At 67.9% G+C, this 26,852-nt stretch carries 11 protein-coding genes; 8 read left to right on the top strand and 3 right to left on the bottom strand.

The genetic code is table 11. The annotated features are described in order from the left end of the window. Nucleotides 1-11: 11 nt before the first annotated feature. Nucleotides 12-974 carry a hypothetical protein gene (locus tag GGQ89_RS17560; protein ID WP_184106630.1) on the bottom strand — a complete coding sequence of 321 codons (963 nt, stop codon included), beginning with the start codon at nt 972-974 and terminating at the stop codon, nt 12-14. A gap of 120 nt (nt 975-1,094) precedes the next feature. Between GGQ89_RS17560 and GGQ89_RS17555 the strand changes: the two genes are divergently transcribed. From GGQ89_RS17555 to GGQ89_RS17545, 3 genes are all read left to right on the top strand, one after another. Beyond that, entirely contained in the window at nt 1,095-2,435 is a 1,341-nt protein-coding gene (locus GGQ89_RS17555) for an ABC1 kinase family protein (protein ID WP_184106629.1), read from the top strand. Nucleotides 2,436-3,209: 774 nt separating this feature from the next. Beyond that, on the top strand, nt 3,210-3,830 hold the full coding sequence (locus tag GGQ89_RS17550) for an SOS response-associated peptidase family protein (RefSeq protein ID WP_184106628.1): 621 nt from the start codon (nt 3,210-3,212) through the stop codon (nt 3,828-3,830). 296 nt (nt 3,831-4,126) lie between these two features. After that, entirely contained in the window at nt 4,127-5,386 is a 1,260-nt protein-coding gene (locus tag GGQ89_RS17545) for an MFS transporter (RefSeq protein WP_184106627.1), read from the top strand. A gap of 7 nt (nt 5,387-5,393) precedes the next feature. Here the strand turns inward: GGQ89_RS17545 and GGQ89_RS17540 are convergent, their stop codons facing one another. Further along, nucleotides 5,394-6,380, bottom strand: coding sequence for a helix-turn-helix domain-containing protein (locus tag GGQ89_RS17540; protein ID WP_184106626.1), 987 nt, complete (start codon nt 6,378-6,380; stop codon nt 5,394-5,396). Between the two features lie 167 nt (nt 6,381-6,547). On the opposite strand from GGQ89_RS17540, the gene GGQ89_RS17535 reads away from it, so the two are divergent. From GGQ89_RS17535 to GGQ89_RS17515, 5 genes are all read left to right on the top strand, one after another. Continuing rightward, nucleotides 6,548-6,826, top strand: a complete 279-nt coding sequence (locus GGQ89_RS17535; protein WP_240456323.1) for a hypothetical protein — start codon at nt 6,548-6,550, stop codon at nt 6,824-6,826. A 447-nt stretch (nt 6,827-7,273) separates the two neighbouring features. Continuing rightward, nucleotides 7,274-14,710 carry an autotransporter outer membrane beta-barrel domain-containing protein gene (locus GGQ89_RS17530; RefSeq protein ID WP_206362699.1) on the top strand — a complete coding sequence of 2,479 codons (7,437 nt, stop codon included), beginning with the start codon at nt 7,274-7,276 and terminating at the stop codon, nt 14,708-14,710. A gap of 287 nt (nt 14,711-14,997) precedes the next feature. Then, nucleotides 14,998-21,891 carry an autotransporter outer membrane beta-barrel domain-containing protein gene (locus GGQ89_RS17525; protein WP_184106625.1) on the top strand — a complete coding sequence of 2,298 codons (6,894 nt, stop codon included), beginning with the start codon at nt 14,998-15,000 and terminating at the stop codon, nt 21,889-21,891. A gap of 148 nt (nt 21,892-22,039) precedes the next feature. Continuing rightward, the gene (locus GGQ89_RS17520) at nt 22,040-24,397 is read left to right on the top strand and encodes a TonB-dependent receptor (RefSeq protein ID WP_184106624.1); all 2,358 of its coding nucleotides are present in this window, start codon (nt 22,040-22,042) and stop codon (nt 24,395-24,397) included. After that, nucleotides 24,397-25,218 carry a tyrosine-protein phosphatase gene (locus GGQ89_RS17515; RefSeq protein WP_184106623.1) on the top strand — a complete coding sequence of 274 codons (822 nt, stop codon included), beginning with the start codon at nt 24,397-24,399 and terminating at the stop codon, nt 25,216-25,218. Before GGQ89_RS17520 ends, GGQ89_RS17515 begins: the two co-directional genes overlap by 1 nt. Here the strand turns inward: GGQ89_RS17515 and GGQ89_RS17510 are convergent. Continuing rightward, nucleotides 25,215-26,852 (bottom strand): Tn3 family transposase (locus tag GGQ89_RS17510; protein ID WP_184106622.1); only part of this gene is annotated, 1,638 nt, incomplete at its 5' end. The two genes, GGQ89_RS17515 and GGQ89_RS17510, sit on opposite strands and share 4 nt — an antisense overlap.

Here is a 26,852-nt window from a genome sequence, read left to right as displayed (position 1 = left end):
GTCCCTCCCCTTCAGGGGAGGGGTTGGGGTGGGGCCTCTCCATCAGCGTCGCGCCTGCGGGGACGCCCCACCCCCGGCCCCTCCCCTGAAGGGGAGGAGAGGATATAGCCGGTGCGGATCAGGAAGGCGCGGAGCGACTCCGGGAAGCGCACGAAATGCGGATCATTGTCAGGCTGCCGGCCATCCCCGCCCCGCTCATAATGCGCCAGCATCTTCGTCCAGGCGGACCGAAACCGTCCCGCCCGCGCCGCGTCGGCGACATAGGCGGCGCAGGCGCCGTTGCGGCCGGACTCGCCGGACAGGCAGTGGGGTTCCAACCGCGCCATGTCGGCCGCGAAAACCGGGCGCAGCGCGGGATCGCGGCTTTCGTCGATGACGCGGCCGTGCTTCACCGCGAACAGCCGGGGCGGGCGCGGGGTGCAGGCGTTGCAGCCGAAGGCGCTGTCGAACGCCCCGTCCCGCAACTCCAGGTCGACATATCCGTCCTCAGACAGATCGCGCGGTTCGTCGGCGATCTCGCCCTGCAAAAGCCCACCCTGCAACGACCCCAGGGACAGGGCGCGATAGCCTGTCCCGCTCGGCGCCAGGAACTGCACGCTGAGATTGCCGCCCGATCCGCCCGACTGGCTTTCGACGATCACGCCGGGCCGGGGATCGCCGCGCCCGAAGCGGACGACCGCGATCCGGGCATAGCCGCTCTGCCGATCGGTCGTCACCGACAGCGGCGTGACACCGCCCGCGCGCACCGTGACCCGCGCCTGATTGTTGTAACCGTCCCAGCGGCAGGCGCTTTCACCTTCGGGATGCGAGGGACAGGGGAGGGGGGCGACCTCCACCGTCACCCCGCCCGAGGTGAAGGCCATCGGCACGCGGCTCGACGGCAGCCAGGTCTGGAAATGGCCGATCGGCACGGTGGCGGGCGCGGCCGTCCCCGGAACGCTGGCGAGAAGAAGCGCAGGCAGCAGCAGAGACATGGGAATCACCCGAGGGGACAGGACCGTCCCGTCGCGATCATGAAAGGACGCGCCCCGCTCCGCAAGATGGCAGAGGGCCGCCCCAAGGAACCAACCCGCCCGCCCGCCGCTATGCCCGGCATGGCAGATCAAGACGACAAGCCCGGCAACGTTACCCACCGCGCCGTCCCCAGCGGCCGCTTCGCCCGGGCGGGGGCATTCGGGCGGCTGGCGGGCGGGGTCGCGGGCGGGATGCTGGCCGAGGGCGCGCGCAGGCTGGCGAATGGCGAGCGGCCCAAACTCGGCGATCTGGTACTGACGCCGGGCAATGCCGCGCGGGTCGCCGACCGGCTGTCACATTTGCGCGGCGCGGCGATGAAGCTGGGCCAGATGATCTCGATGGACGCGGGCGACCTGTTGCCGCCTGAACTGCAGACCATCCTCGCGCGGCTGCGTGACCAGGCGTACCGGATGCCCCCCGCACAGCTCGACAAGGTGCTGAAGGCGCAGTGGGGTGCCGACTGGCGACGCCGCTTCCGCCATTTCGAGGCGGCCCCCATGGCCGCCGCCTCGATCGGGCAGGTCCACCGCGCGACCCTGCCCGATGGCCGGGTGCTGGCGATCAAGGTGCAATATCCGGGCGTGCGCGACAGCATCGGCTCGGACGTCGACAATGTCGCGACCTTGCTGCGCGTGTCGAACCTGATCCCGCCCTCCATCGACCTCAAGCCGCTGCTCGAGGAAGCCAAGCGCCAGCTGGCTGAAGAAGCCGATTATCTGCGCGAGGCCGACCGGATGCAGGCTTATGGCGACCGGCTGGCGGGCGATGCGCGCTATGTCGTGCCCCGGCCGGAGCCGTCATTGACCACGCCGCTGGTGCTGGCGATGGACTTCGTGCCCGGCCAGTCGGTCGACACGCTGGCCGAGGCACCGCAGGATATCCGCGACACCGCGATGACTGCGCTGATCCAGTTGGTCTTGCGCGAACTGTTCGAGTTCGGGATGATGCAGACCGACCCGAACTTCGCCAATTATCGCTGGCAGGCGAAGACCGGCCGCCTGGTGCTGCTCGACTTCGGCGCGGCGCGCGACGTGCCGCCCGAGACCGCCGCTTCCTATCGCCGGTTGATCGAGGCCGGGCTGGCGCATGACCGCGACCGCATCCGCGAGATCGCGGTAGAGACGGGTTTCCTGGGCGAGAAGGCGGTCGCCGCGCATCGCCCGGCAGTCGACCGGATCATCGCCGCGATCGACGACACCATGGCGAAGGCAGGCCCCTTCGACTTCGGCGATCGCGCCTTCGTGCCGGTGGTGCGCGAGGAAACCCGCGCGATGATCGCTGACCGCGACACCTGGCATGTCCCGCATGTCGAGACGCTGTTCGTCCAGCGCAAGATCAGCGGCACCGCTTTGCTCTGCGCCCGGTTGAAGGCGCGGGTCGATGTGCGCGGGCTGGCGGCGGAGGCGATCGGGCAGATCTAAGGCGACCCGCCATGGCATGGGGGGAGCCTGTTGCGGCTCGACGAAAAAGGTTTCATCGAGCAACGTCTCAACCTTGAGACGAGGTCCCCGAGCGGCATAGAAATACTCCGATAACGGACGTATAGTTGAAGCGAAGGCGACGATATGTCCCAACCATATCCTCCATCTCGATTTTAACTATATTTTAAGAGGTCGGTCGTGATCGCCTTGTCTGTTGCCAATCCCTTTAAGCGCCCTCGCAAATGGCAGAAGGTTTTCCTCGTGTTCGGCATCGTTCAACTACAGAGCGATCATCGTCGACACGTCCTGATATGTCGTCGGGTGCGCCGTCGTTATTCGACGACTCGTCGCCAGTGGTTCTGGAACGAACCGGCCCGTCGCCTGGTCGATCACTCCTCTTCCTCCCGGCCATAAGGCGCCTGGGATCGGCCCGGCATTCGGCGTAGTGGGCATACCGGCCTTTGCCGAAATGGAGCATGAGGGGTTCGATCGGGGTTTCTGCCGATATGAGGGGATGCTCCGCCTTCAAACGTCTCAACCGTGAGACGCCGTGTCCTCGCTTATGGGCAGCTTCAAACGATTGACTTACAGAGCTGAATTCGAGGCGGGCGGATTGTCCCAACCGATCCGTCCGTCTCACCTTCCTGTTCAGCGTCAAAGGCCGACCGTGCGCGTCCCGCTTTCCGCCATTGCCTCGCCACGTCCTGGCCAATGGTACCGCGCGCTCCGGATCGCGGTCCCCGCATGACGGTGATGGACCCGATTTTTCGCACCATGACGGGGGATCGCGCAACGCTCGACCGCACGGCCGAGGCGCTGTGCCGCGACTTCGCCATCGCCTGGAGCGCCGGGGCGTCCTGGGGCACCTGGACGCAGCTGGGCGATCTGCGCGCGGGTCATCCCGCCTTCGTCATCCGTCATACGCCCGAGGGCACCGGGCTGGACACCCAGCGCTGGGGAATAGGCGAGGGGCCGGACGCGACGACGCGGATCCCCAGCCTGGCGCTGCCTTGGTGGCGCCGTCTGGCCGAGCGTCCGGCGCAACGCTGCCTGATCCCGCTGACCGCCGCCACCCTGACGGCCCGCGCCCGTCCGGGCCGGGACCGGCGCGCGGCCTGGTTTGCGCTGGCCGACGAGCCGGTCTTCACCGTAGCGGGGCTGTGGCGCGAAAGCGGCGATGCGCGCTGCTTCGTGATGGTGGAATGCGGGGCCGATCACGGGGCCGACGCGCTGTTCCCGACCATGCCGATGATCGTCGCGGTGCCGGATCGGGAGCGCTGGCTGCACGGGGCGATGCAGGACATCGCGGCGCTTGGGCGCCCTTGCCCGCCGGAGCGGCTGCGGATCGGGCTCCCCCGGCCCGCTGCGCCGATCGTTCATTCGTCGCAGGGCTGATCGACAGGCATGAAGGCCTGCTTTCCCTCACCCCGCCCCTTCAGGGGAGGGGCCGGGGGTGGGGCCCCTCCGCAAGCACGCCGCCCGTGGCGAGGCCCCACCCCAACCCCTCCCCTGAAGGGGAGGGGCTCGCGTTGATTCAACACAATGTCATCACGGTCTAGTCGGAGAGGGGTGAGCGCGCGAGCCTTTGGCTCGCTCGACCCCTCACCCGAGCTGCGCTAGCCCGCACGCTGGCAAGCTTCGCTGACCCTCTCCCCTGTCCAGGGGAGAGGGATTTATGGAAAGGAACCCCATTGCCGCTGTCGCTTCCGCATCGGGGGTATCGCGTTGCGGTGCTGATGGCGCTCGTCCATATGCTGGCGGTCGGCCAGCGTTTCCTGCTGTCGATCCTGATCGAGCCGATCAAGGCCGATCTGGGCCTGGGCGACGCCGCGATCGGGCTGTTGCAGGGACCGGCCTTCGCCTTCGTCAACGGGGCTGCGGTGGTGCCGATGATCCTGCTGGCGCGGACCTGGCTGCTCTCCCGGCTGCTCGCCTTTGCGCTGTTGGGGGCGAGCGTGGCGACGGCGCTGTGTGGGCTGGCCGGATCGGTCGAGCTGCTGATCCCCGCGCGGATGCTGCTCGGGCTGGCGCAGGCCGCGATCGTCCCCGCCGCCATGGGGCTGATCGTCGCCGCCATGGCGCCCGGCCATCGCGGGCGCGGGATCAGCCTGTTCACCGGGGGCGCGTCGCTCGGCCGGGGGCTGGCGATGATCGGGGGCGGGGGGCTGTTGGCGCTGTTCACGCTCTTGGCCCTGTCGGTCGCGCCGTGGCGGCTGACCTTCGCGAGCGCCGGGCTGCTCGGGGTGCCGCTCGCGCTGGTGGTGCTGCGGCTGGTCGAGCCGGTGGGGCAGCGCGAAGACCGGCGCGGGCGGATGGGCGCGGCGCTGCGCCATATGATCGCGGACCGCGCGGTGCTGGTGCCGCATATCCTGGCCGCGCTGTGCGGTGTGCTGGTGCTGCAGGCGCTGACCAGCTGGTCCGCCAGCCTGTTGATCCGCATGCATGGCCTGACCCCACCCCAGGCCGGGTTTCAGGTCGGGCTGGCGATGATGCTGGCCGGGGCAGGGGGCCATGCGCTGGGCGGCGTGCTCGCCGATCGCCGGGGGGAGCGGGGGGCGGGGCCGGAGCTGATGCTGGTCGGGCTGGCGCTGTGCGCGTTGGCATTATGGCCGCTGACCCGGGCGGAGGAATTGCCGCTGGCGGTCGCCGCGCTGGTGGTGGCGGTGGCCGGGCTGTCGGTCGCGGTGGCCAATGGCCTGATCGGGCTCCAGACGCGGATACCCCCGGCGCTCAGGGTCGAGGGGACGGCGATCTTCCTGACCCTGGTGACGCTGCTCGGCACCGCGATGGGGCCTTGGGCGGTCGGGCTGGCGAGCCAGGCGATGGCGGGGCCGACCGGCCTCGCCGATGCGATCGGCCGGGTGCTGGGGGCGACCTGCCTGCTGGGCTGCGGCGCGGCCTGGGTCGCGGGGCGGCGTGCGAGCATTCCTCCCCTTGCGGGGGAGGAATAGAGGGTCCTCAATCCAGCTCCTGCATCCACCCGTTCCACCGACGCGTGCCGGTTTCGACCGGGTCGCCGCGATCCTGGCGGACGCGGGCGCGATAGGCGGCGGGGTCAATCCCCTGATCCGCCTGAAAGGCGCGGCTCAGCGCCGTCGCGCTGCCCAGTCCATAGGCCTGGGCCAGCCCCGCCAGATCAGGCTCCTCGGGCCGCTCCAGCGCGCGGCGGACCGCATCGATGCGGCGACGCCGGACATGGCCCGCAATCCCGCCGGTCCGCTCGTAAAGACGGTACAGCGTCGCGCGCGACACGCCGACCCGCTCGGCAATGGCGGCGCCGGTCAGCTGGCGATTGGCGATCTCGCGGTCGATCAGCTGCTCGACCGCCTCGCGCCGCAGATGATCCTGTCGCCGCGCCTCCACCCCCAGGTCGCGCGGGCCGCCCAGCGCGGTCGGCAGCAGCTCGATCAGCGCGCGCGCAAAGGCGCCGTCATGCCGGTCGTCGAGCGAGGGCGCATGCGCCGCCAGCGTCTGCAGGAACCCGCCCAGGATCGCGGTGTCGGGTGCATGCGCGACCAGCCCGTGCAGCGCGCCCAGGCTGCCCAGCGCCGCCAGCACCAGATCGCGCGCGATGCTGGCGGTGATCATGTGCAGGTCACGCGCCTCGGTCCGGTGGCCGCGCCGCATGTCGAGGAACACGATATCGCCCGGCCCCGCGCGCTCGAACCCGCTGCGGCCATGGCCGGTCAGCGTGCCCGACAGGACATGGTGGAGCACGATATGATCGAAGCCGTCCGCCGTCACCCGTGCCTCGCGCGCATGGGCCATGCCTGACAGATGCCGGTCGAACAGCAGCATGTGGCGAAAGCGCCAGCCCGTGACGCGAGCATGAAACGGCCCGTCCAGCCGCTCGACATCGGCCCCCTGCGCATAAAGCTGGCGATAGCCCGCAAAGGCGCGGTCCTCGCTCATGCCTTCGCTGGAAAAGCCGATCGCTTCCTTCAAATCCTGCTCCTGATCCCTGTTCTCTGTCGTCAGACCAACGGTGACAAAGTGATCTGGATCAATTCGCCACGGCCCTGATGGCTCCCGTGCTTTCGGAGTCCGGACTGAGAAGCATGCAAAAAACAGGCATATTATGGGCAGCAAACAGGCTCGCCGAAAATTTTCTCATGATCGCCGCCTTTCTGGACGATATCCGCGATCACGACATGATCCGCCCGCGTCGCATGGCCGAGCGGCTGCGTCTGCCCCTGACCCGGCTGGCCAAGCTGGCGCAGCTCAACCGCAACACCATGGCCGCCAAGCCGGGCAGCCCGACGGTGCAGGCGCGGCTGGGCGAGATCGTGCGGATCATCGCGCGCGCGGCCGAGTTGTCGGGCGACGAGGGCCGCGCAATCATCTGGTTCCGCCACCAGCCGCTGCCGGGTTTCGGCAAGACCCCCGAATAGCTGGTCGAGGAAGGCCATGCCGCGCTTGTCCTACGCGACTTGGATCGCATGGCCGAGGGCGTCTATTCCTGATCTTTGAGGGACGGCGCATGACCTATCCCCTGCGCGCCCTGTCGTGCCTGCTTTGGAGGATGCTGACGATCCGGTACCAGCGCGATCCAATGTCGTGGGAGGGGGCGCTGGAACTGCTCGATCTGGATGGGGTACTGGCTTCGCCCATTAACGGCGGTCCTATCTTGTCGCTATACTTGGGGGGGAATAGAAACCTGCCATGCCGAATGGTTAAGGCCTCTAAACCAAGTATGGCCTGACATACCGCAAGAATGACCATTTCGTCATTCGGGACAAGGCATGATACCGTGCGACGTCGACATTCTGTCATGATTTCCCGTGACATGAAGGTTGCTTCATCATAGATGTCGACCTTCATCAGGGGGGAAGTCTGAAATGGTAAAGGCGTTGTCGCGTGGCCGGCAGGTAAAGGCACGTGCGTTGGAGTCGAGCGCGATTCTCGTCGCGTTGATGGTGGCAGGGGCCGCCTTCGCCCAGTGCACCCCCGACCCGACCCAGGCAAACGCGACGACGACCTGCACCGGGACCGACAGCAACGGCCTGGTCGTCACGACCTCGGCCAGCACGGTCAATGTCGCGGCGGGGGCCAGCGTGACGAACACCGGCGCACCAGCGATCCGCTATGCGATCCCGGTGTCGAACAGCAGCTATGCCTATTCAACGCTGACCGTGGGCGGCCGCGTCGACGGCGGCAACCAGACGGGGGTGCAGCTGCTGCGCCAGTCGAGCAGCAACGGCTATGGCAGCCTTAATTTGTCCATGACGGTCGCGGCGGGCGGCAGCGTCAGCGGCGCGAACGGCGTCGTGATCGGCCAGACCGGCACCGACTATGGCCAGACGACCGCGACGATCGACAATAACGGCACGATCAGTGGTACGGGCACCGGTACGAACGGCTATGCGCTGCTGTCGACCAACCAGAATTATGCCGGGTTCCAGTCGATCACCAACCGCGCGGGCGGCACGATCGGCGCGATCAGCGGCTCCATCGGCACGCTGACCAATGCGGGCACCATCGATGGCGGCTCGCGCAGCGCGATCGACAGCGGCGCGACCTATAGCTCGGCCGTCTATGGCAGTGGCTGGACCAACAGCGGCACGATCAGCAACAACTCTACCGCCGCGACACTGGCCAATTATCGCGGATCGACGCTGACCAACAGCGGCACGATCAGCAATGCGGGCACCGGCGCGGTCATCGTCGCCCCCTCGGGCAACAGCCTGTCGCTGGTCAACCAGGCGGGTGGCCGGATCGCCACCGCCGGTACGACCGCCATTCAGGGCGACAGCGGCATAAATCTGGTCAACTCCGGTACCGTCGTGGGCGATATCGTGTCGACTGCGGGCCAGTTTAGCTACAGCAGCACCATCGACAACGCGGCCGGTACGATCACCGGCAATGTCCGCTTCGGCACGGGCAACGACACGCTGATCGTCGGTTATGCGAACGGTGCGATCCGCACCGGAATCAGTGGCACGATCGACGGCGGGGCGGGCACTGATACGCTGCGCGTGCGCTTCACCAGCGACGCCACCCTGTCCTCCGCCTTGACGCTGCCGACCAATTTCGAACAGCTGGTCCTGGCCCCCGATGCCAAGATGACGACGACGCTGGCGCGGGGCTTTACGGTCGCCGGGCCCCTGCGCGTCGGCGGCAGCGGCACGGTCGTCAACAATACCGCGCTTAGCGGCACGGGCACCGTCCTGACCGATGAATATAGCTCGTCCGGCTCGCCCGGCTTCACCAATGCGGGCAGCATCGCGGGTACCGTGACCCAGACGGGCGGCTTCATCGTCGCGCTGAGCTCGGTCAACCGCTTCGAGAATAGCGGCACGGTGACCGCGACCGGAAACGGCGTCTCGTCCAGCTCGAACGGCGCCTTCGTCAATTCGGGTACGATCACCGCAACCGGCACCGCCGTGTCGCTGTTCGGGCCGAGCTTCACCAATTCCGGCACGATCCGCTCGACCGGCGGGATCGGCGCGACGCTGTCGGGATCCTATGGCTCGACCTGGACCAATAGCGGCCGGATCGAGGGGACGACCGCCGGGCTCCAGCTGTCGAGCGGCCTGACCAACAGCGGCACGATCACCGCGACGGGCACCGGCGTGTTCATCAGCTATTACGGCTCGCTCACCAACGCGGCGGGCGGCGTCGTCACCGGGGGCACGCGCGCCATCGCGCCGAACGGCAATTTCGCGGTGTCCAACGCCAGCATCGCCAATGCGGGCACGATCAACGGCGACGTGACCTTCGGCCCGTCTTCGTCGGGCAGCTTCTACGGCAACAACAACACCTATTATGCGCTGGCGGGCGGTGTCCTGAACGGCAACCTGACCTTGTCCAACGGCGACCTGCTGGTCGCCGAGATGACGGGCACCAGCGGCAACCGCTTCGCGGGCATCACCGGCACGGTGTCGGGGGCCAGCGCGGGCCTGCGCCTGCGCGTGCGCAGCGACGCCACTGCGACGCTGCCGGCCACGACCTCGTTCGCCACGGTCGGCTACGAGTTGTTCGACAAGGCGGCGCTGACCCTGACCGGCACGGGCGCCAGCCGTCCGCTGACGCTGGCCGGGCAGGGAACCGTCGACCTGACGGCCGACATCGCGACCACCACGGGCCCGGCGATCACCGCCACGTCACGCAGCGTGGCGCCGGGCGAAACCTATGCCGCCAATGCGCTGACCGTCACCAGCCGCGGCGCGCTGTCGCTCGCGGTGTCGAGCACCAATGTCTACAGCACCTATGCCGTCTCGCTGGGCAGCGACGACGGCTTCACCAACGCGGGCACGATCAGCGTCACCGACACGCGATCGAACAATTACAACGCGCTCGCCGCGATTTCGGGCGGCAAGACCGTTACCAATGACGGCACGATCACGCTCGATGGCGCAATCGGCATCCGCTATGCCCAGACCGTCACCAACAGCGGCCGCATCGTCCAGGCGACGGGCGGCCGGGCCGCGACCGGCGTTTCGAACTTCACCGCGCTGACCAACAGCGGCACGATCGAGGTCGGCGGGACGGCCATCCTGCTCGACTACGGCCCCACCGGCTATCAGAGCACCATCGAGAATAGCGGCCGGATCGCCAGCACCGGTGGCATCGCGATCGCCCAGAGCTATTCCGGCAACAGCGCCATGATCCGCAATCTGGCTGGGGGGACGATCGCCGGGGCAACCGGACAGAACGCCATCCGCATCAGCGGTGGCCAGGTCAGCAATGCGGGCACGATCACCGGCGACGTCGACCTGGGCTATGCCAGCTATGGCGGCCGCTCCTACAGCAGCGCCATCTATACCGGCAATGGCGGCACGCTGACCGGCAACCTGCGCTTCGGCGACGGCAACGACGTGTTCGTCGAGATGGACGGTCAGACCGGCGTGACCGGCACGATCGACGGGGGCGCGGGCACCGACATCTATCGCCGCGCCTTCACCAAGTCAGGGACCGTGACGCTGGGTAGCCTGACCGCCGTCAATTTCGAGCGCCAGGATGTCCAGGCGATCGGCGCCGACACCGTCGTGACCGTCGGCGCGGGGGCCGCGCTGGCTTCGCTCGGCGTGCTGGGCGACGGCCAGATCGTCAACACCGCGAATGTCGATGGCGACCTGACCATCGGCAACAGCTATTATTACTACCCGCAGCCGCAGCAGGCGACCCTGCTCGCCGCGCTGACCAACCAGGCGATCGTCAAGGGCGGCGTCTCGGGACAGGTGGCGCTCTTCACCAATAGCGGCACGATCGGCGACGCCGCGCTGAAGCGGTCGGCGGTGTCGCTCTACGGCACCGGTGCGATGACCTTCGCCAATTCGGGCACCATCCTGAATGACGTCGGCTATCCCGGCGTCAATCTGTCGGTCAATGCGGGGACGATCACCGCCACCAACAGCGGCACGGTCGCTCAGGGGTTGAGCGCCTTTGCCTGGAACTATAATTATTACGGCATCACGACGTCGGACGCTCCGCAGCCGCTGAAGGTCATGCTGACCAATACCGGCACGATCGCCACCACCGCCGACCGGCGATCGGGCGTCCAGCTGACGATCAACGACAATCTCGGCGTGGGCGGATCGATCCAGTTCGACAATAGCGGCACGGTCACCCAGGGTGTCAACGCCTATGCCAGCAGCTTCACCTATTACAACACGACGCCGCCCGAGACGGCCCAGGGGATGGGCATTGCAGTCACCAACAGCGGGTCGATCACCGCAAGCGGGGACGGGCGGGAGGCCGCCTTGCTGACGATCAACGATTCCCGCGACATGGCCGGGTCCATCACGTTGACCAACAGCGGCACGATCGAGGCCAGCGGTGTTTCCGGTGACGGTGTCAGCGCCAATTTCGTCGGCAACCCCGCCAGCACCACGGTCCAGAGCTTCGCGATCACCAACAGCGGCACGATCCGCGCCAATGCCGGTGGCCGGACGATCGTCGATCCCTATGCCGGTGCCAGCGTTCCGGTGGATCGCGACGCGCCCACCACCATCATCGCCACCGGCGTGTCGCTCTATGGCAAGGCTGCCGCGACGGCGACGGTCGTCAACAGCACGACCGGCGTGATCGAGGCGACCGGCGCAAAGTCGGTCGCGCTCCTTGCCGATGGCGTGGCGCTCGACCTGACCAATGCCGGGACGATCCGTGGCACCACCGGTACGACGCTGGCCGCAAACGACACGCTTGCGCGGTGGAACGGCACCACGATCGCGGGCGCCATCCAGACGATCGGATCGGCGGACAACCGCATCGTCAACACCGGCACCATCATCGGGTCGATCGCACTCGGCGCGGGCAATGACCGGATCGAGAATTACGGTCAGATCCAGGGCAATGTATTCCTGGGGGCGGGCGACGACACCTTCCTGCACCGCGCCAGCGCGACGCTGGTCGGCACGGTCGATGGCGGGGCGGGCACCGACAGCCTGATCATCGATGCGACCGGGGGCGGGACGGTCAATGGCGACCAGTTCGTCAACTTCGAACGCTTCAGCCAGACCGGCCAGGGCAATGTCACCTATGCCGGGGCCTTCAACTTCGACACGCTGGGCGTGGCGGGCGGATCGGTGACGGTCGCGGCGGGCCAGACGCTGACCAGCACCGGCGCGACCACGATCACCGGCACCGACGCGGCCGAGACGGTGACCAACAACGGCACCATCGCAGGCGCCGTTTCGCTGGGCGGCGGGGACGACCGCTTCGTCAATGCCGGGCTGGTCCAGGGCGCGGTGGCGCTGGGTGACGGCAATGACAGCTTCGTCGAGGGCGCGGGCTCGCGCGTGGTGGGCGGCGTCGATGGCGGCGCGGGGACCAACCTCTATACCGCGCTGCTCAGCGGTGACCGCAGCGGCCTTGGCCAGCGCAGCAACTTCCAGCAGTTGGCGGTGACCGGCGCAGGCACCTTGTCGCTGACGCTCGACCAAAGCTTCGACACCGTGGCACTGGCGGGCACCGGCCTCAACGTCGCGCTGGCGGGCAACCGCATCGGCGCGGTCACCGGCACGGACGCGGCCGAGCAGCTGCGCGTCGACGGCGACATCGCCAGCGTGGCGCTGGGGGCGGGCGGCGACCTGCTGGCGCTGGGCGTGACCAATGCGGCGGGCCAGTACGATGGCGGCGCGGGGACCGATACGCTGCGCTTCACCGCCAATGCAGCCGTCGTGCTGAGCGGGGTGGCGACCGGGTTCGAGAATGTGTCGCTGACCGGCAACGCGCTGACCGTCGCGGGCTCGCTGGGCACGCAAGGCGCGCCGCTGAACTTCGGCGATAGCGACTTGTCGCTGACCGTCGCGAAGGGCGGCACGCTGGCCGGGGTCATCGACCTGGGCGCAGGCAATGACGCATTGCGCCTGGCGGCGGGTTCGGTGCTGCTCGGCACCGTCGCGGGTGGTTCGGGCAATGACAGCGCCACGCTGGAGCTGGCGGGCAACCAGACGCTGGCGGCGGGTCAGTTGACCGGGTTCGAGACGCTGGCGACCGAGGGGACCGGCAATCTGACCCTGACCGGCGCCCATGCCTATAACCAGGTCAACGCCGCGACCGACCTGACCATCGCATCGGGCAGCAGCCTGACCGCGACCCAGGTCGCCTTCACGGGCGGCAACCAGCGCTTCACCATTGCGGGCACCTTCGCCGGGGCCGTCGATGGCGGGGCGGGGACCGACAGCATCGCGCTGTCGGCTGGTACGGCCACCGCGCCGGTCGCCTTCACCAACGTCGCCAATGTCGAGGCGCTGGCGATGACCGGCAGTTACGCCACGGTGTCGGGCAACGCGTCGTTCGGCGCGGTCGACATGGCGGGCGGTCGCCTGGTCGGTCTGGCCGGGTCGACAATGGCCGCCACCCAGTTCCTGGTCCGCCAAGGCGCGACCTTCGGGTCGGCGGGCACGGTCAACGGCAACGTCACGGTCGCGGGCACCCTGAGCCCCGGCGCGTCGCCGGGCACGATGACGGTCAACGGCAACGTCACGCTGAACAGCGGCTCGCTGTCGTACTTCGAGCTGACCCCGACCGTGTCGGACAAGCTGATCGTTAATGGCGGGCTGACCATCGGCAGCGGATCGACGTTGCAGATCGTGTCGAGCGGCGCGTTGCGTCCCGGCACTTCGTACGACCTGATCGTCGCCAGCGGCGGGATTTCGGGCAGCTACAGCAATGTGCTGAAGCCGTCTGACCTGTTCGGCTTCATCGTCCAGCGCGCCGACCGCATCCAGCTGCTCGGCCAGTTCCTGGGCGATGCGCGGTTCAGCCCGCAGGTGGCGCGCAGCATCGACTATGCCAACGCCACCCTGTCCAAGCAGTCCGCGACCAGCACGCTGTTCGCCGCCCTGCCGTCTCTGCTGACCGCGTCGGGCGCGTCCAACCCCCGCGGTTTTTCGCAGATCACGCCGGAGGCCTATGCGTCGGCCACCCAGATCGGCGTCGACAATGCGCTGGGTCTGGCTCAGGCGGCACGCGGCCCCGCCTTCGCCACCACGCGCGAGGACGCAGGCGTCTTCACCTTCGGCCAGACGCTGGGCCAGTGGCATATGCTGGGCGCGGATGCGGGCCAGGGGACCAGCGCGGCGCGGACGCGCGGCTACGGCTTCCTGGGCGGCGTCGGCTATGGCGATCGCCAGTGGATGATCGGTGCCTTCGGGGGCTGGCTCGACACCCGCCAGTCGATCGCCCCGCTCGGCGCCTCGACCAAGGCCGACGGCGTGGTCGCGGGCGTCCATGGTCGTTATTCCATGCCCAACGGCTTCGGCTTCGGCGCGTCGGTCGTCTATGACGGGGCGCAGGCGCGCACCACCCGCGCGTTGCCGGGTACGGCCTCGGCCTATGGGCGCTACGACCTGCATAGCTGGACCAGCGACCTGTCGGTCCATTATGCGGCCGAGCTGGCCGAGGGCTGGTCGCTGACCCCGCGCGCAGGCCTTACCTATCTGCGCACCCGCCGTCAGGGCATGGGCGAGACGGGCGGCAGCCCCTTCGCCCTCACCGTGGCGCGTCGCGATCTGGTCGCGGGCTTTGCCGATGGCGGCGTCACCTTCGGCCGCAGCGATGCGTCGGATGCACCGTTCCGCCCCTTCGTGACGCTGGGCGCGCGTTACCAGATCGAGGGCAACCGCGCCGTTGCGCTGGGTGGCTATGCCGGTGGTGGCCTGGGCCTCGTCGCGCTGGGTGCCGCGCGCGCGCCGCTGGTCGGCACGGCGACGGGCGGCGTTGCCTATCGCTTCACAAACGGCGTCGACCTCTACGCGACCGGCAGCGCGCAGACCGGCCGCGACGACCATCAGGAAACGATCACGGCGGGCCTGCGCCTGCGTTTCTGATGACGGCAGGGACCGGGGCGGTGATCCGCCTCGGTCCCTGTAGATATGGGCTGGCGGTCGAAGCTATTTCGGCAACGGCTTATCTTGTCGCCCCGAATGAAACACAGCTGTCATCGCGATAACTTGCGGGCTTGTCCCATGGCGGAACGGTGAAAGTCTCTCGACAGGCGGGCAGGGTAAAGAAACCGTGCCTTTTCGGTGCTTGTTTACGGCTTCGTGACTGTCGATCCGCATGGACATGACGATAATTTAACCATAGAAACCCCTGCAAACAGGGGGTTTCAGTCATGATGAAGGCATTGCCGCGTGTCCGGCAGGTGAAGGCGCGCGCGCTGGACTCCAGCGCGATCCTGGTGGTGTTGATGGTGGCAGGCCCCGCCTTTGCCCAATGCGTCCCCGATCCGGCGCGTAGCGACACCCCCACGACCTGTACGGGCACCGACAGCGACGGCCTGCGCGTCACCAGTTCGGGCGTGACGGTCGATGTCGCGGCGGGTGCGGTCGTCTCGAGCGAGGCGGCCCCGGCCATCGCCTTCGACTATTCCGGCAGGGGGATCGATGCCAACGCGACCCTGACCGTGGGCGGCCAGGTGCTGGGCAACGGTCAGACCGGCGTGCAGCTGACGGGGTCCACGACCAACAGCGTCAATGCGCCCACCCTGCTGGCCATGACGGTCCGCGCGGGCGGCAGCGTCAGCGGCGCGAACGGGGTGGTCCTCACCCAGAGCGGCACCGGCAGCACCACGAGCGCGGCGATCGACAATAGCGGGACGATTTCGGCCACCGGCCCGACCGGCTATGCGTTGCAGGCGACGACCCCCGCCTCTGCCCTCTTCTCGTCGATCACCAACCGGGCGGGCGGTTCGATCGGCGCGATCAGCGGCACGATCGGCACACTGAGCAATGCCGGGACCATCGATGGCGGCGCGCAGAGCGCCATCGACTTCACCGCCACGACCAATACGAGCATCACCCGCAGCGTCCTGAACAACAGCGGCACGATCACCGCGAACAGCGCGTCGGCGACGCTCGCCAATATCCGCTCGACGACGCTGACCAACAGCGGGACGATCCGCAATACCGGGTCGGGCGCGGCGATTGCGGGACGGTCGCTGACCCTGGTCAATGCCGCGGGCGGCCAGATCGCGACGGGGGGTACGGGTTCGAATAGCGCTGCGATCCTGCTCGAGGGCAGCCTGATCCTGACCAATCGCGGGACGATCACAGGCAATATCGTCACCTCGACGGGCACGTCGCGACTGGGCAGCTCGATCGACAATAGCGAGGGCCAGATTGCGGGCGATCTGCGGCTGGGATCGGGCAACGACACGCTGGTCGTCGGCTATGCCGATGGGCAGATCCGCACGGGCGTCACCGGCGCCATCTCCACCCGTGGCGGCAACAATGTGCTGCGCATCCGCTTCACCGGCGACGCCACGCTGGCCGATGCGCTGCCGCGCCTGGCCGGTTTCGAGCAGACGCTGCTGGCCCCCGATGCGAACCGGACGGTGACGCTCGCGAGCGGCTTTTCGACCGTCAATCCGGCCACCGGCACTGCGGACATCCTGAACGTCGCGGGCAACGGCACGCTGGTCAACGCTACGACGCTGGCGCGCGCAGGCACCGTGCTGAGCGACAGCGCGACCGCCGCGCAGAATACGCTGAGCATCGTCAATGCCGGTACGATCAACGGCACCGGCGGAACGAACGTCTATGCCGTGCAGATCAACGCCGCGAGCAGCTTCCAGAATAGCGGCCAGATCACCGGCGCCGCCAACGGCGTCCAGTTCGCCACGGCTGGCGGCAGTTTCGCCAATTCGGGCGCCATCACGGCCAATGGTATCGGCCTGGCGCTGAGCGGCACGACGAGCGCCAGCGCGACGAACAGCGGCACGATCCAGGGTACGAGCCTGGGCGTGCAACTGGCGGGCGGGCTGACCAACAGCGGGACGATCGGCGCGACCGGAACCGGCATGGATCTCAGCAGCACGGGCGTCATCGTCAACCAGACGGGCGGCACGATCAGCGGCGCGACGGCTATCGTCTCGTCGGCGACGACCACCAATGCCGTGTCCGCCGTACAGGTCGCCAATGCCGGAACGATTACCGGCGATGTCCGCTTCGGCACGGGCTCCAGCGCCAGTCGCAACCTGTATCAGGCGCTGCCCGGTGGTGTGCTGAACGGCAATCTGACGCTCAACACCGGCGACAGCTTCGTCACCGAACTGGGCGGCAATGGCGCCGGGGGCTATGCCGGGGTGAGCGGGGCGGTTTCGGGACGCGGGGCGACCCTGCTTTACCGTGTCCGCACCGACACCAACAGCGCGGTCATGGACGATGCGGCTTTTGCCGGTTTCGGCTATGACCTGCTGAACAATGCGACGCTGAACCTGACCGGCACGGCGTCGGGCCGCACCATCCAGCTGGCGGGGCAGGGCGTCGTCAACCTGACCACCAATATCGCGGCCGCGAACAGCGCCGCGATCGTCACCACGACGCGCGTGGCCCAACCCGGCGAGGATAGCCCCGCCAATGCGCTGAGCGTGGTCAACCAGGCCGCCCTGTCGCTGACCGTTGCGGCCGGAAGCGGCAATCCGCGCGCCGCGGTCCAGCTGGGCGGCATCGACGCGTTCGAGAATGCGAACGCCGCCACGATCACGGTGCTGGACCAGCGGACCAATGCCGCCACCCCGATGGCGGGCGTGACCGGCGGGCGCATCACCAATAATGGCCTGATCACCCAGGGTGGTGGCAGCGCGGCGGTGACCGGCGTGGCCGATTTCGCCAGCCTGGTGAACAACGGCACGATCCAAGTCGGGGGCAGCGCGGTGGTGCTCGGCTCGAACACCGTCGCCACCTCCTCGACCATCGACAATAGCGGACGGATCGCCAGCACGGGTGGCCCGGCGATCACGCAGGGGTCGCTCAACGTCGCCACGATCCGCAATCTGACCGGGGGCACCATCACCGGCGCGGCGGGCCAGCCCGTGATCCGCGTCGATTCCGTCCGCTTGGCCAATGCGGGCACGATCACCGGCGATGTCGACCTGGGCTATGCCGCGAATGGCGGCCGGTCCACGCGGTCGTCCAGCTATGTCGCGAATGGCGGGACGATCACGGGCAATCTGCGCTTCGGCGACGGCGACGATGTGCTGGTCACCTTCGACGGCCAGACCGGCGTTACCGGCACCATCGATGCCGGGGGCGGCACCAACACCTATCGCCGCGCCTTTGCCCGCTCCGCCACGGTCACGGTGGGCGATACCAATATCCGATCGTTCCAATTGGAGGACGTGCAGGCGGTCGGCGCGGACACCGTGCTGACTCTGCAGGCGCCGGGCACGCGCGCGACGCTGAACGCGGTCGGCGACGGGCAGATCGTCAACACCATCGGCGTCACCGGGCTGCTGACGTTCGGCGAGCGGACCGATCGCTGGAACCTGATCCCGACGCCGCTGCCGCTGGCCGCCTTCACCAACCAGGCGACCATCACCGGCCGGGTCGAGGGCACCGCGACCCGCTTCGTCAACATGGCGACCATCGGCACCGCCGATCAGGCACAGACCGCCGCGCGTATCTACACCGCCGCGTTCGAGAATATGGGCACCATCCTGAACGGTGGTCGCGCGCCCGCCGCCTTCGTCACCACCGACGGCGCGACGCTGGTGGCGAGCAACAGCGGCACGATCGATGCGCGCGGCGTCGCGGGCGTCGGCCTGAGACTGGGGTTCGAGGGTAGCGCGGGCGCCTTCACACGGACGGTCGCCCTTACCAACACGGGCACGATCCGCGCCGATGGTGGGGGCACGGGCAATAGCAGCAGCGTCCTGAGCGAGCGGGTGGCCATCGGCCTGAACCTGACCAGCAGCAGCCAGAGCGCGCAGAACGCGACGGTGGTCAATGCCGAGACCGGCGTGATCGAGGCGATAGGCGCGCAGTCGACCGCCATCCTGGCCCAGAATGTCGCGCTCGACCTGACGAATGCCGGGACGATCCGGGGCGGGACGGGCACGGCGCTGTCGGTCAACGATCCGCTCGCGGGCACGATCGGCTCCTCCTATCTGGCCGGGGCCATCCAGAGCATCGGCGGGACCAACGACCGGATCGTCAACACCGGCACCATCCTGGGGTCGATCGCGCTCGGTTCGGGCAGCGACCGGATCGAGAATTACGGGCGGATCGAGGGCGATGTGTTCCTGGGGGCAGGGGCCGACACCTTCCTCCACCGCATCGGCGCGACCCTGGTCGGGACGGTCGATGGCGGCGACGGCGCCGACAATCTGACGATCAATGCCATCGCCAACGGCACCGTCAATGCCGGCCAGTTCGTCAATTTCGAAAGCCTGACCCAGTCGGGCAGCGGCAATGTCGATTATGTCGGCAACCTGCGCTTCGACACGATCCGCGTGTCGGGCGGATCGATGACGATCGGCGGGGGCGCGACGGTGACGGGCTCGGTCGGCAGCACCACCGGCCTCGTCACCATCATCGGTGGCGACAATAGCGATACGGTCACCAACAACGGCACCATCGCCGGGGATGTCCGCCTGGGCGGCGGGGCCGACCGCTTCGTCAATGCCGGGATCGTGCAGGGTTCGGTCCTGCTGGGCGGGGGCAACGACACCTTCGTCGAGGCGGCGGGTTCACAGGTTACCGGCGGGGTCGATGGCGGCTCGGGCACCAACACCTATAGCGTGCTGTTGTCGGGCGACCGCAGCGGCATCGGCCAGCGCAGCAATTTCCAGCAGCTGGCCGTGACGGGTACCGGCACCCTCTCGCTGACTCTCGACCAGGGGTTCAACAGCATCGCGCTGGCGGGCACCGGCCTGAACCTGACGCTGGCGGGCAACCGGGTCGCCTCGGTCACCGGCTCCGACGCGGCGGAGCAGCTGCGTATCGACGAGGATATCGCCAGCATCGCGCTGGGTGCGGGCGACGACGTGCTGGTCCTGGACATGGCGCAGGCGCTGGGCCGCTATGATGGCGGCACGGGCACCGACACGCTCCGTTTCGGCAGCACCGTCCCGGTGACGCTGGGCGGGACGGCTACCGGGTTCGAGACCGTCGCGCTGGCGGGCAATGCGCTGACCGTCACCGGCACGCTGGGCTCGGCGAACGCGCCGCTGTCGTTCGGCGACGGCAACCTGGCGCTGACCATCGCCAGTGGCGGCCAGCTGATCGGCGCGATCGATCTGGGCGCGGGCAACGACACGCTGCGGCTGGCGGCGGGGTCGGTGTTGCAGGGCAGCGTCGCGGGCGGGGCGGGCAACGACACCGCCATCCTGGAACTGGCGGGTGGCCGGACGCTGGCGGGTACGACCCTGACCGGGTTCGAGACGCTGGCGACCGAAGGCACCGGCATCCTCTCGCTGACCGGCGCGCATGCCTATGGCCAGGTGCTGGCCGCGACCGATCTGAGCATCGCGGCGGGCGGCAGCCTGACGACCGATCAGCTGGTCTTCACGGGCGCGGATCAGCGCTTCACCATCGCGGGGCTCTTCGCGGGCGCGGTCGATGGCGGGGCGGGTACCGACATCATCACCCTGTCGGGTGGCAGCGCCACGACGCCGGTCGCCTTCACCAGCGTCGCCAATGTCGAGGGGCTGGCGATGACCGGCGGCTATGCCACCGTGTCGGGCAAGGCCGCATTCGGCAATGTCGATATGGCGGGCGGCCGCCTGGTCGGCCTGGCCGGATCGACGATGAGCGCGGCCCAGTTCCTGGTGCGCCAGGGGGCGACCTTCGGTTCGGCGGGCACGGTCAACGGCAATGTCGTGGTGGCGGGCACGCTCAGCCCCGGCGCGTCACCCGGCACGATGACGGTCAACGGCAATCTGACGCTGGCCAGCGGATCGATCACCGCGTTCGAGCTGACCCCGACCATCTCGGATCAGCTGATCGTGAACGGCACGATGACGATCGGCAGTGCCTCGACGTTGCAGATCACCTCGACCAAGACGATCGCGCCGGGCAGCGCCTATGACCTGATCATCGCGACCGGCGGGATCAGCGGCAGCTATACGACCGTGCAGAAGCCGTCCGACCTGCTGGGCTTCATCGTCCAGCGTGGCGATCGTATCCAGCTGCTTGGCCAGTTCGTGGGCGGTACGCAGTTCAACCCGCAGGTCGCGCGCAGCATCGATTATGCGAACCGCGTGATCGCGGGCGCGCCGACGAACAGCCCGGTCTTCGCCGCCTTCCCGGCGCTGCTGACCAGTGCGGGCGCGCCCAATCCACAGGCCTTCGCGCAGGTGACGCCCGAGGCCTATGCCTCGGCGATGCAGATCGGCGTCGACAATGCGCTGGGGCTGGTCCAGGCGGCGCGCGGACCGGGCTTTGCGACGATGGAGGAAGAGGCCGGGGCCTTCACCTTCGGCCAGATGATCGGCCAGTCGCACCAGCTGTCGGCCGATGCGGCGCAGGGGATCAACGCGGCGCGGACCAGCGGCTATGGCATCCTCGGCGGGATCGGGCTGGGCAATCGCGACTGGATGGTCGGGTTCTTCGGCGGCTATCTCGACTCGCGCCAGACGATCGAGACGCTGGGCGCATCGACCCATGCCGATGGCGTCGTGGCGGGCCTGCACGCCCGTTTCCGCCAGCCAGGCGGCTTCGGAATGCAGGGCTCGCTGATCTATGACGGCGCGCAGGGGCGCACCACCCGCGCCCTGCCCGGTACGACATCGGCATTGGGCAGCTATGACCTGCACAGCACGACCGCCGACATCTCCGCCCATTATGCGCGCGAGATGAAGGGCGGCTGGACGCTGACGCCGCGAGCCGGCCTGACCTATATGCGCACCATGCGGCTGGGCTTCACCGAGACGGGCAGCGCCTTTGCCCTGACCCTGGGGCGGCAGGCGCTGACCGCCAGCTTCGTCGATGCAGGCGTCTCGCTGGAACGCAGCACTTTGTCCGACGCGGCGCTGCGCCCCTTCGGCACGCTGGGCCTGCGCTATCAGCTTCAGGGCGCAAAGACGCAGGCGACGGGCGGCTATGGCGGCATCGACGCGACCCTGCTGGCGCTGGGCGTGTCGCGCGCACCGCTGGTCGGTACCGCGACGGCGGGCCTATCCTATCGCGTTGCGTACGGCGTGGACGTCTATGCCTCGGGCAGCGCGCTGATCGGCAGCGGGGACCGACAGGGCACGGCGATGGCGGGCCTGCGCCTGGCCTTTTGACGAGAGGGGGGCGGGCGGTGATCCGCCTCGGCCCCCTCATGACGCAATTGTCATCATAAAATCCGCATCATTCCCCCAGAACGTCATCAAGCCGCAATGAACCGGCACCAAGGGACGGCCGCATAATCCTTTGGGGGGAATCCATATCATGACGTCGTTCAACCCGCGCTTTGCGGGGCGTTTCCTTGCGTCCAGCGCCTTTGCTCTTCTGCTCGCCACGCCCGCCTTTGCGGCCGATCCCGAACCGGCCAAGACGGCTGCGCCCGACGACCAGAAGACCAATGCCGATGGCGCGCTGAACGAGGTCATCGTCACCGCCGAGAAGCGGCCCCAGAGCCTGCAGAAGACGCCGATCGCGATCTCGGTCCTGTCGGCCGAGGATCTGGCGAACCGTCACGTCCAGTCGCTGGTCGACCTCCAGGACGGCGCGATTCCGAGCCTTCGCGTCGCGCCCTTCTATTCGCGCAACTCGGCGCTGATCATGAACATCCGCGGCATCGGCGTGCTGGCCGACAGCAACCAGCCCGCGCGCGACCAGGGTGTGGGCGTCTATATCGACGGCGTGTATCTGGGTCGCGCCCAGGGCCTGGGCACCGCGCTCTACGACATCGAGAGCATCGAGGTGCTGAAAGGTCCCCAGGGCACGCTGTTCGGCCGCAATACCGAAGGCGGCGCGGTCAGCATCGTGACCAAGAAGCCGACCGGCGAATTCGGTCTGACCGCGACGGCGGGCATCGGCAATTTCGGCAGCCACAAGGCCGAGGCGCATCTCAACCTGCCCGAATGGCATAATTTCAGCGTAAAGCTGGACGGCATCGTCACCAAGCGCAACGGACTGGTCGACAATCCGCTGCCCGGCCAGGCGGACTTCAACGGCTTCGACCGCCACGGCGCGCATGTCGAGGTGCTGTGGAAGCCGGAAAGCGGCGTCAGCGCCGACTATGCGTTCGACACTTCCTACGATGCTTCGACGCCGCTTTATCTCCAGACGATCACGGCGGGCACGCTGACCCGCGCGCCTGCTCTGCCGCTCCAGCCGAACCGGGTGCGGGCCGCCAGCATCGGGGTGCCGCAGCAGGAGAGCATCGGCAAGACGCACGGCCATCGCCTGACCCTGGGCCTCGACCTGGCACCGGGTCTTCAGCTCAAGTCGATCACCGCCTATCGCGAGCTGGACCAGAGCCAGTATGACAATGGTGGCCAGAACAGCACCACCTACAAGCCGAACGGCGCGTTCAGCCGCTACAGCCTGGCGGGCTTTGCGCAGAATCAGTTCAGCCAGGAAATCCAGCTGATCGGCGACAGCCCTCGCCTGAAATATGTCGCGGGCGCCATGGCCTATCGCGAGCATACGACCGACAATGCCCAGGCGTTCAACACCATGGTCTGGAACGGCGACGGTACCGGCGCGACCGTGGCGACCTATGACATCGCCTCCGTGCCGTTCGACCGCGCCAGCCGAATCACGACGCGCAGCATCGGCGCGTTCGGCCAGGCGACCTGGACCCCGGCGATCCTGTCCGACCGGCTGCACGTCACGGGCGGCGCGCGCTACACCCGCGACATGAAGCATGGCGAGCTGTTCATCGTGAACGGCAAGACGCCCAATGTCGACGGCGTGGTGGCCCCGCGCAAGCTGGATGCGGCCTGGTCGCGTGTCGACCCGCTGGTGACGCTCGCCTATGACGTGACCGACGCCGTGCATGTCTATGGCAAATGGTCGGAGGGGTATAAGTCGGGCGGCGCCAATTCGCGCTCGCTGCGTTACGCTCCCTTCAACCCGGAAACGCTGTCGATGTTCGAGATCGGCGCCAAGAGCGAGTTTCTCGACCGCCGCGTCCGCCTGAACCTCGCCGCCTATACCGGCGCGTACAAGGCGATCCAGATCGACTTCCAGGCGAATTACCTGCAAGTCGATGCGCAGGGCAATCTGCTCCAGACCAACCGCACCACGATCGAGACCACCAATGCGCCGGGCACCGGCCGCGCCAAGGGCGTCGAGGCGGAAGTGACCGTCGCACCGATGGCGGGCCTGACGCTGACCGCCAGCTATTCCTATAACGACGTGACCATCCCGGCGACGGTGAACCCGTTCCCGCAAGGCGCGACCGGCCAGATCGTGACGACGCCGATCCGCATCTATCCGGTCTATACCCCGGCCCATGCCGCCAGCGGCGCGATCGATTACGAGCGGCCGGTGGGCGATTACCGCCTCGTCGCGCATCTCGATGCCAATTACGACAGCGGCTTCTATGCCAATTACAACGATCCCGCGCCCGGCGTGAACCAGCCCAAGGGCGAGCCGGGCTTCATCGTCAACGGCCGGATCGGCATCGCCGATATCGCACTCAACGACACCGGCGCCCTGCTGACCCTGTCCGCCTGGACGCGCAACCTGCTGAACGAACAGCATATGTTCTATAAGGGGCTGAACACGCTGACCGGCGTGTCGGGCTTCTTCAACGAACCGCGCACCTATGGCGTAGAAGCGACGGTGAAGTTCTGATGCGCGGGGGCCTGATCGCCATCGCCGTGGCGCTCGCGGTTCCGGCGGGGGTAGGGGCTTCGGCCCCCGTCCCCACTGGCGCCCCCGTCGCGGTCGCGGCGCACACCCGCGTCCTGCCGCTGCAAGGCGGGCGCAACTTCCGCGACCTGGGCGGCTATCGCACCGCCGATGGGCGGACGGTGAAATGGGGGCTGCTTTACCGCTCGGGCCAGATGCACGACCTGACTGCGGCGGATTACGCCTATCTGCAAAAGCTAGGCATCCGCACCGTCTGCGACTTTCGCGACACGCGCGAGCGGACGGGCGAGCCGACGCTCTGGCCTGCAGGCCAAAAGCCCAAGGTGCTGAGCGACGACTATACGCTCGACGTCAGCGCGATGAAGCTGCCCGGCGATCCCGCCACCTGGACGCATGACCATGTCGTGACGGCGATGACAGCCACCTATCCGCAGCTGCTCGACCAGTTCAACGGCCAGTACCGCCGCATGTTCGCCGAGCTGCTGGCGGGCGACGTGCCGCTCGCCTTCCACTGCACGGCGGGCAAGGACCGGACGGGCGTCGCGGCCGCGCTCCTCCTGACCGCGCTGGGCGTGCCGAGGGCGACGGTGATCGAGGATTACCTCCTGTCCAACCGGCACATGGCCCCGGCACCTGCGCATCCGACAGGCTTCTGGGCAAAGCTGTCCCCTGAGGCGGCGCGCGCCTTTGCCGGGGTCGACCGCCGCTATATCGACGCGGTGTTCGCCGTCACCGACCGCCATCCCGGCGGGACGATGGGGTATTTGGGGTCGGTTCCGGCTGAGGGCGGAATGACACCCTAAGCGCCGGCGTCCTTGGGCCAAAGGTACTCGCCAGTGAGGAGGATGTGTGCCCATCCGAGCGGCGAAATATGGGCGAGAAGATGGTCGGGGGTATCGAGCCCTTCGCGGCGCCGGGCCTCAACGGCATGGCCAAGGTGCAGGGTGTTCCAGTAGACGATGATGGCGGTGAGCAGGTTGAGGCCGGCGATCCGGTAATGCTGACCCTCCGTCGTGCGGTCGCGGATTTCGCCCTGACGGCCGATGCGCAGGGCATTTTTCAGCGCATGATGTGCCTCGCCTTTGTTGAGGCCGACCTGTGCACGGCGCTGCATGCCGACGTCGAGTATCCATTCGATGATGAACAGCGTCCGCTCGATCCGGCCCACCTCGCGCAGCGCGGAGGCAAGATCGTTCTGGCGCGGATAGGAGGCGAGCTTGCGCAAGATGCTGCTCGGCGCGACCTGTCCAGCGCTCATGGTGGCGGCGCAGCGGAACAGATCGGGCCAGTTGGAAACGATCAGCGCCTCACGCGCCTTGCCGCCCACCAGCGGGCGCAATTCGCTCGGCGTCGCGGCAGGGTCGAACACGTACAGTCGTTTGGATGGGAGGTCGCGGATGCGCAGTACAAGGCGGCAGCCGAGCATCGCGCTGATCCCGAACAGATGATCGGTGAACCCGCCAGTGTCGGCGTACTGCTCTTCGATCCGTCGCCCTGCCTCATTCATCGTCAGCCCGTCGAGTAGATAAGGTGCTTCGCTGACCGTGGCTGGAATGGTCCGCGATGCAAACGGCGCGAAGCGGTCGTTGACGTGGGTATAGGCCTTGATGCCGGGATCGTTGCCGTAGCGGGCGTTGATCGTATTCATCGCTTCGCCCTGCCGTGCGGCGGGGAAGAACTGGCCATCGGCCGATGCGGATCTGCCCATACCCCAGACCTGGGCCATCGGCAGCGCCCCTTGCGCCGCGACCACGTTGGCCAGCGCCTGGTCGATCGCCTCGCTTTCGACGTGCCAGCGAGCGAGACGGGAGAGTTGCCAATAGTCGTGAGTGTTGGAAGCCTCTGCCATCTTACGCAGACCCAAATTCAGGCCCTCGGCAAGCAGGACGTTGAGCAGGCCGATTCGGTCGCCGCATGGCACGCCGGTGCGCAGATGCGTGAAGGCATCAGTGAAACCCAGCGCGGTATCGACTTCGAGCAGCAGATCGGTGATGCGGACGGGCGGCAGCCGGCGATACAGATCAAGCACCAGATCCTCGATCCCATCCGGCGCGTCAGCGGTGAGCCGATCAATGCGCAGCGTGCCGTCCTCGATGCTGCCTTTCGGAATTGTACCGCTGCGCGCGGCGCGACCGAGCCGGGCAAGGCCATCAGCGAGACGCACTTTGCGGTCAGCCAGCCAGACATGCGGGTCGGACGGGACCGCCAGCTTCGCGGCATGCGCGACCGCCATCGGCACGAGGACGTGGCGCAGGTCACCATATCGATGCGAGCGGTCGAGCCATATGTCGCCCGAGCGCAGCGCGTCGCGCAGGTGAAACATGACCGCAACTTCCCGGAGGCGGGCATCATCATCGCCCTTCGCCCGCAACTGTCGCCGCCATTTGGAATGCGGGCGCAAGAAATCGTCGGCCGCCGGAACTGCGCCCTTGGTAGC

It is taken from the genome of Sphingomonas yabuuchiae (assembly GCF_014199595.1).
Lineage (GTDB): Bacteria > Pseudomonadota > Alphaproteobacteria > Sphingomonadales > Sphingomonadaceae > Sphingomonas > Sphingomonas yabuuchiae.
The sequence above is the reverse complement of the archived record's forward strand: the minus strand, read 5'-3'. Positions and strand labels throughout refer to the sequence as shown.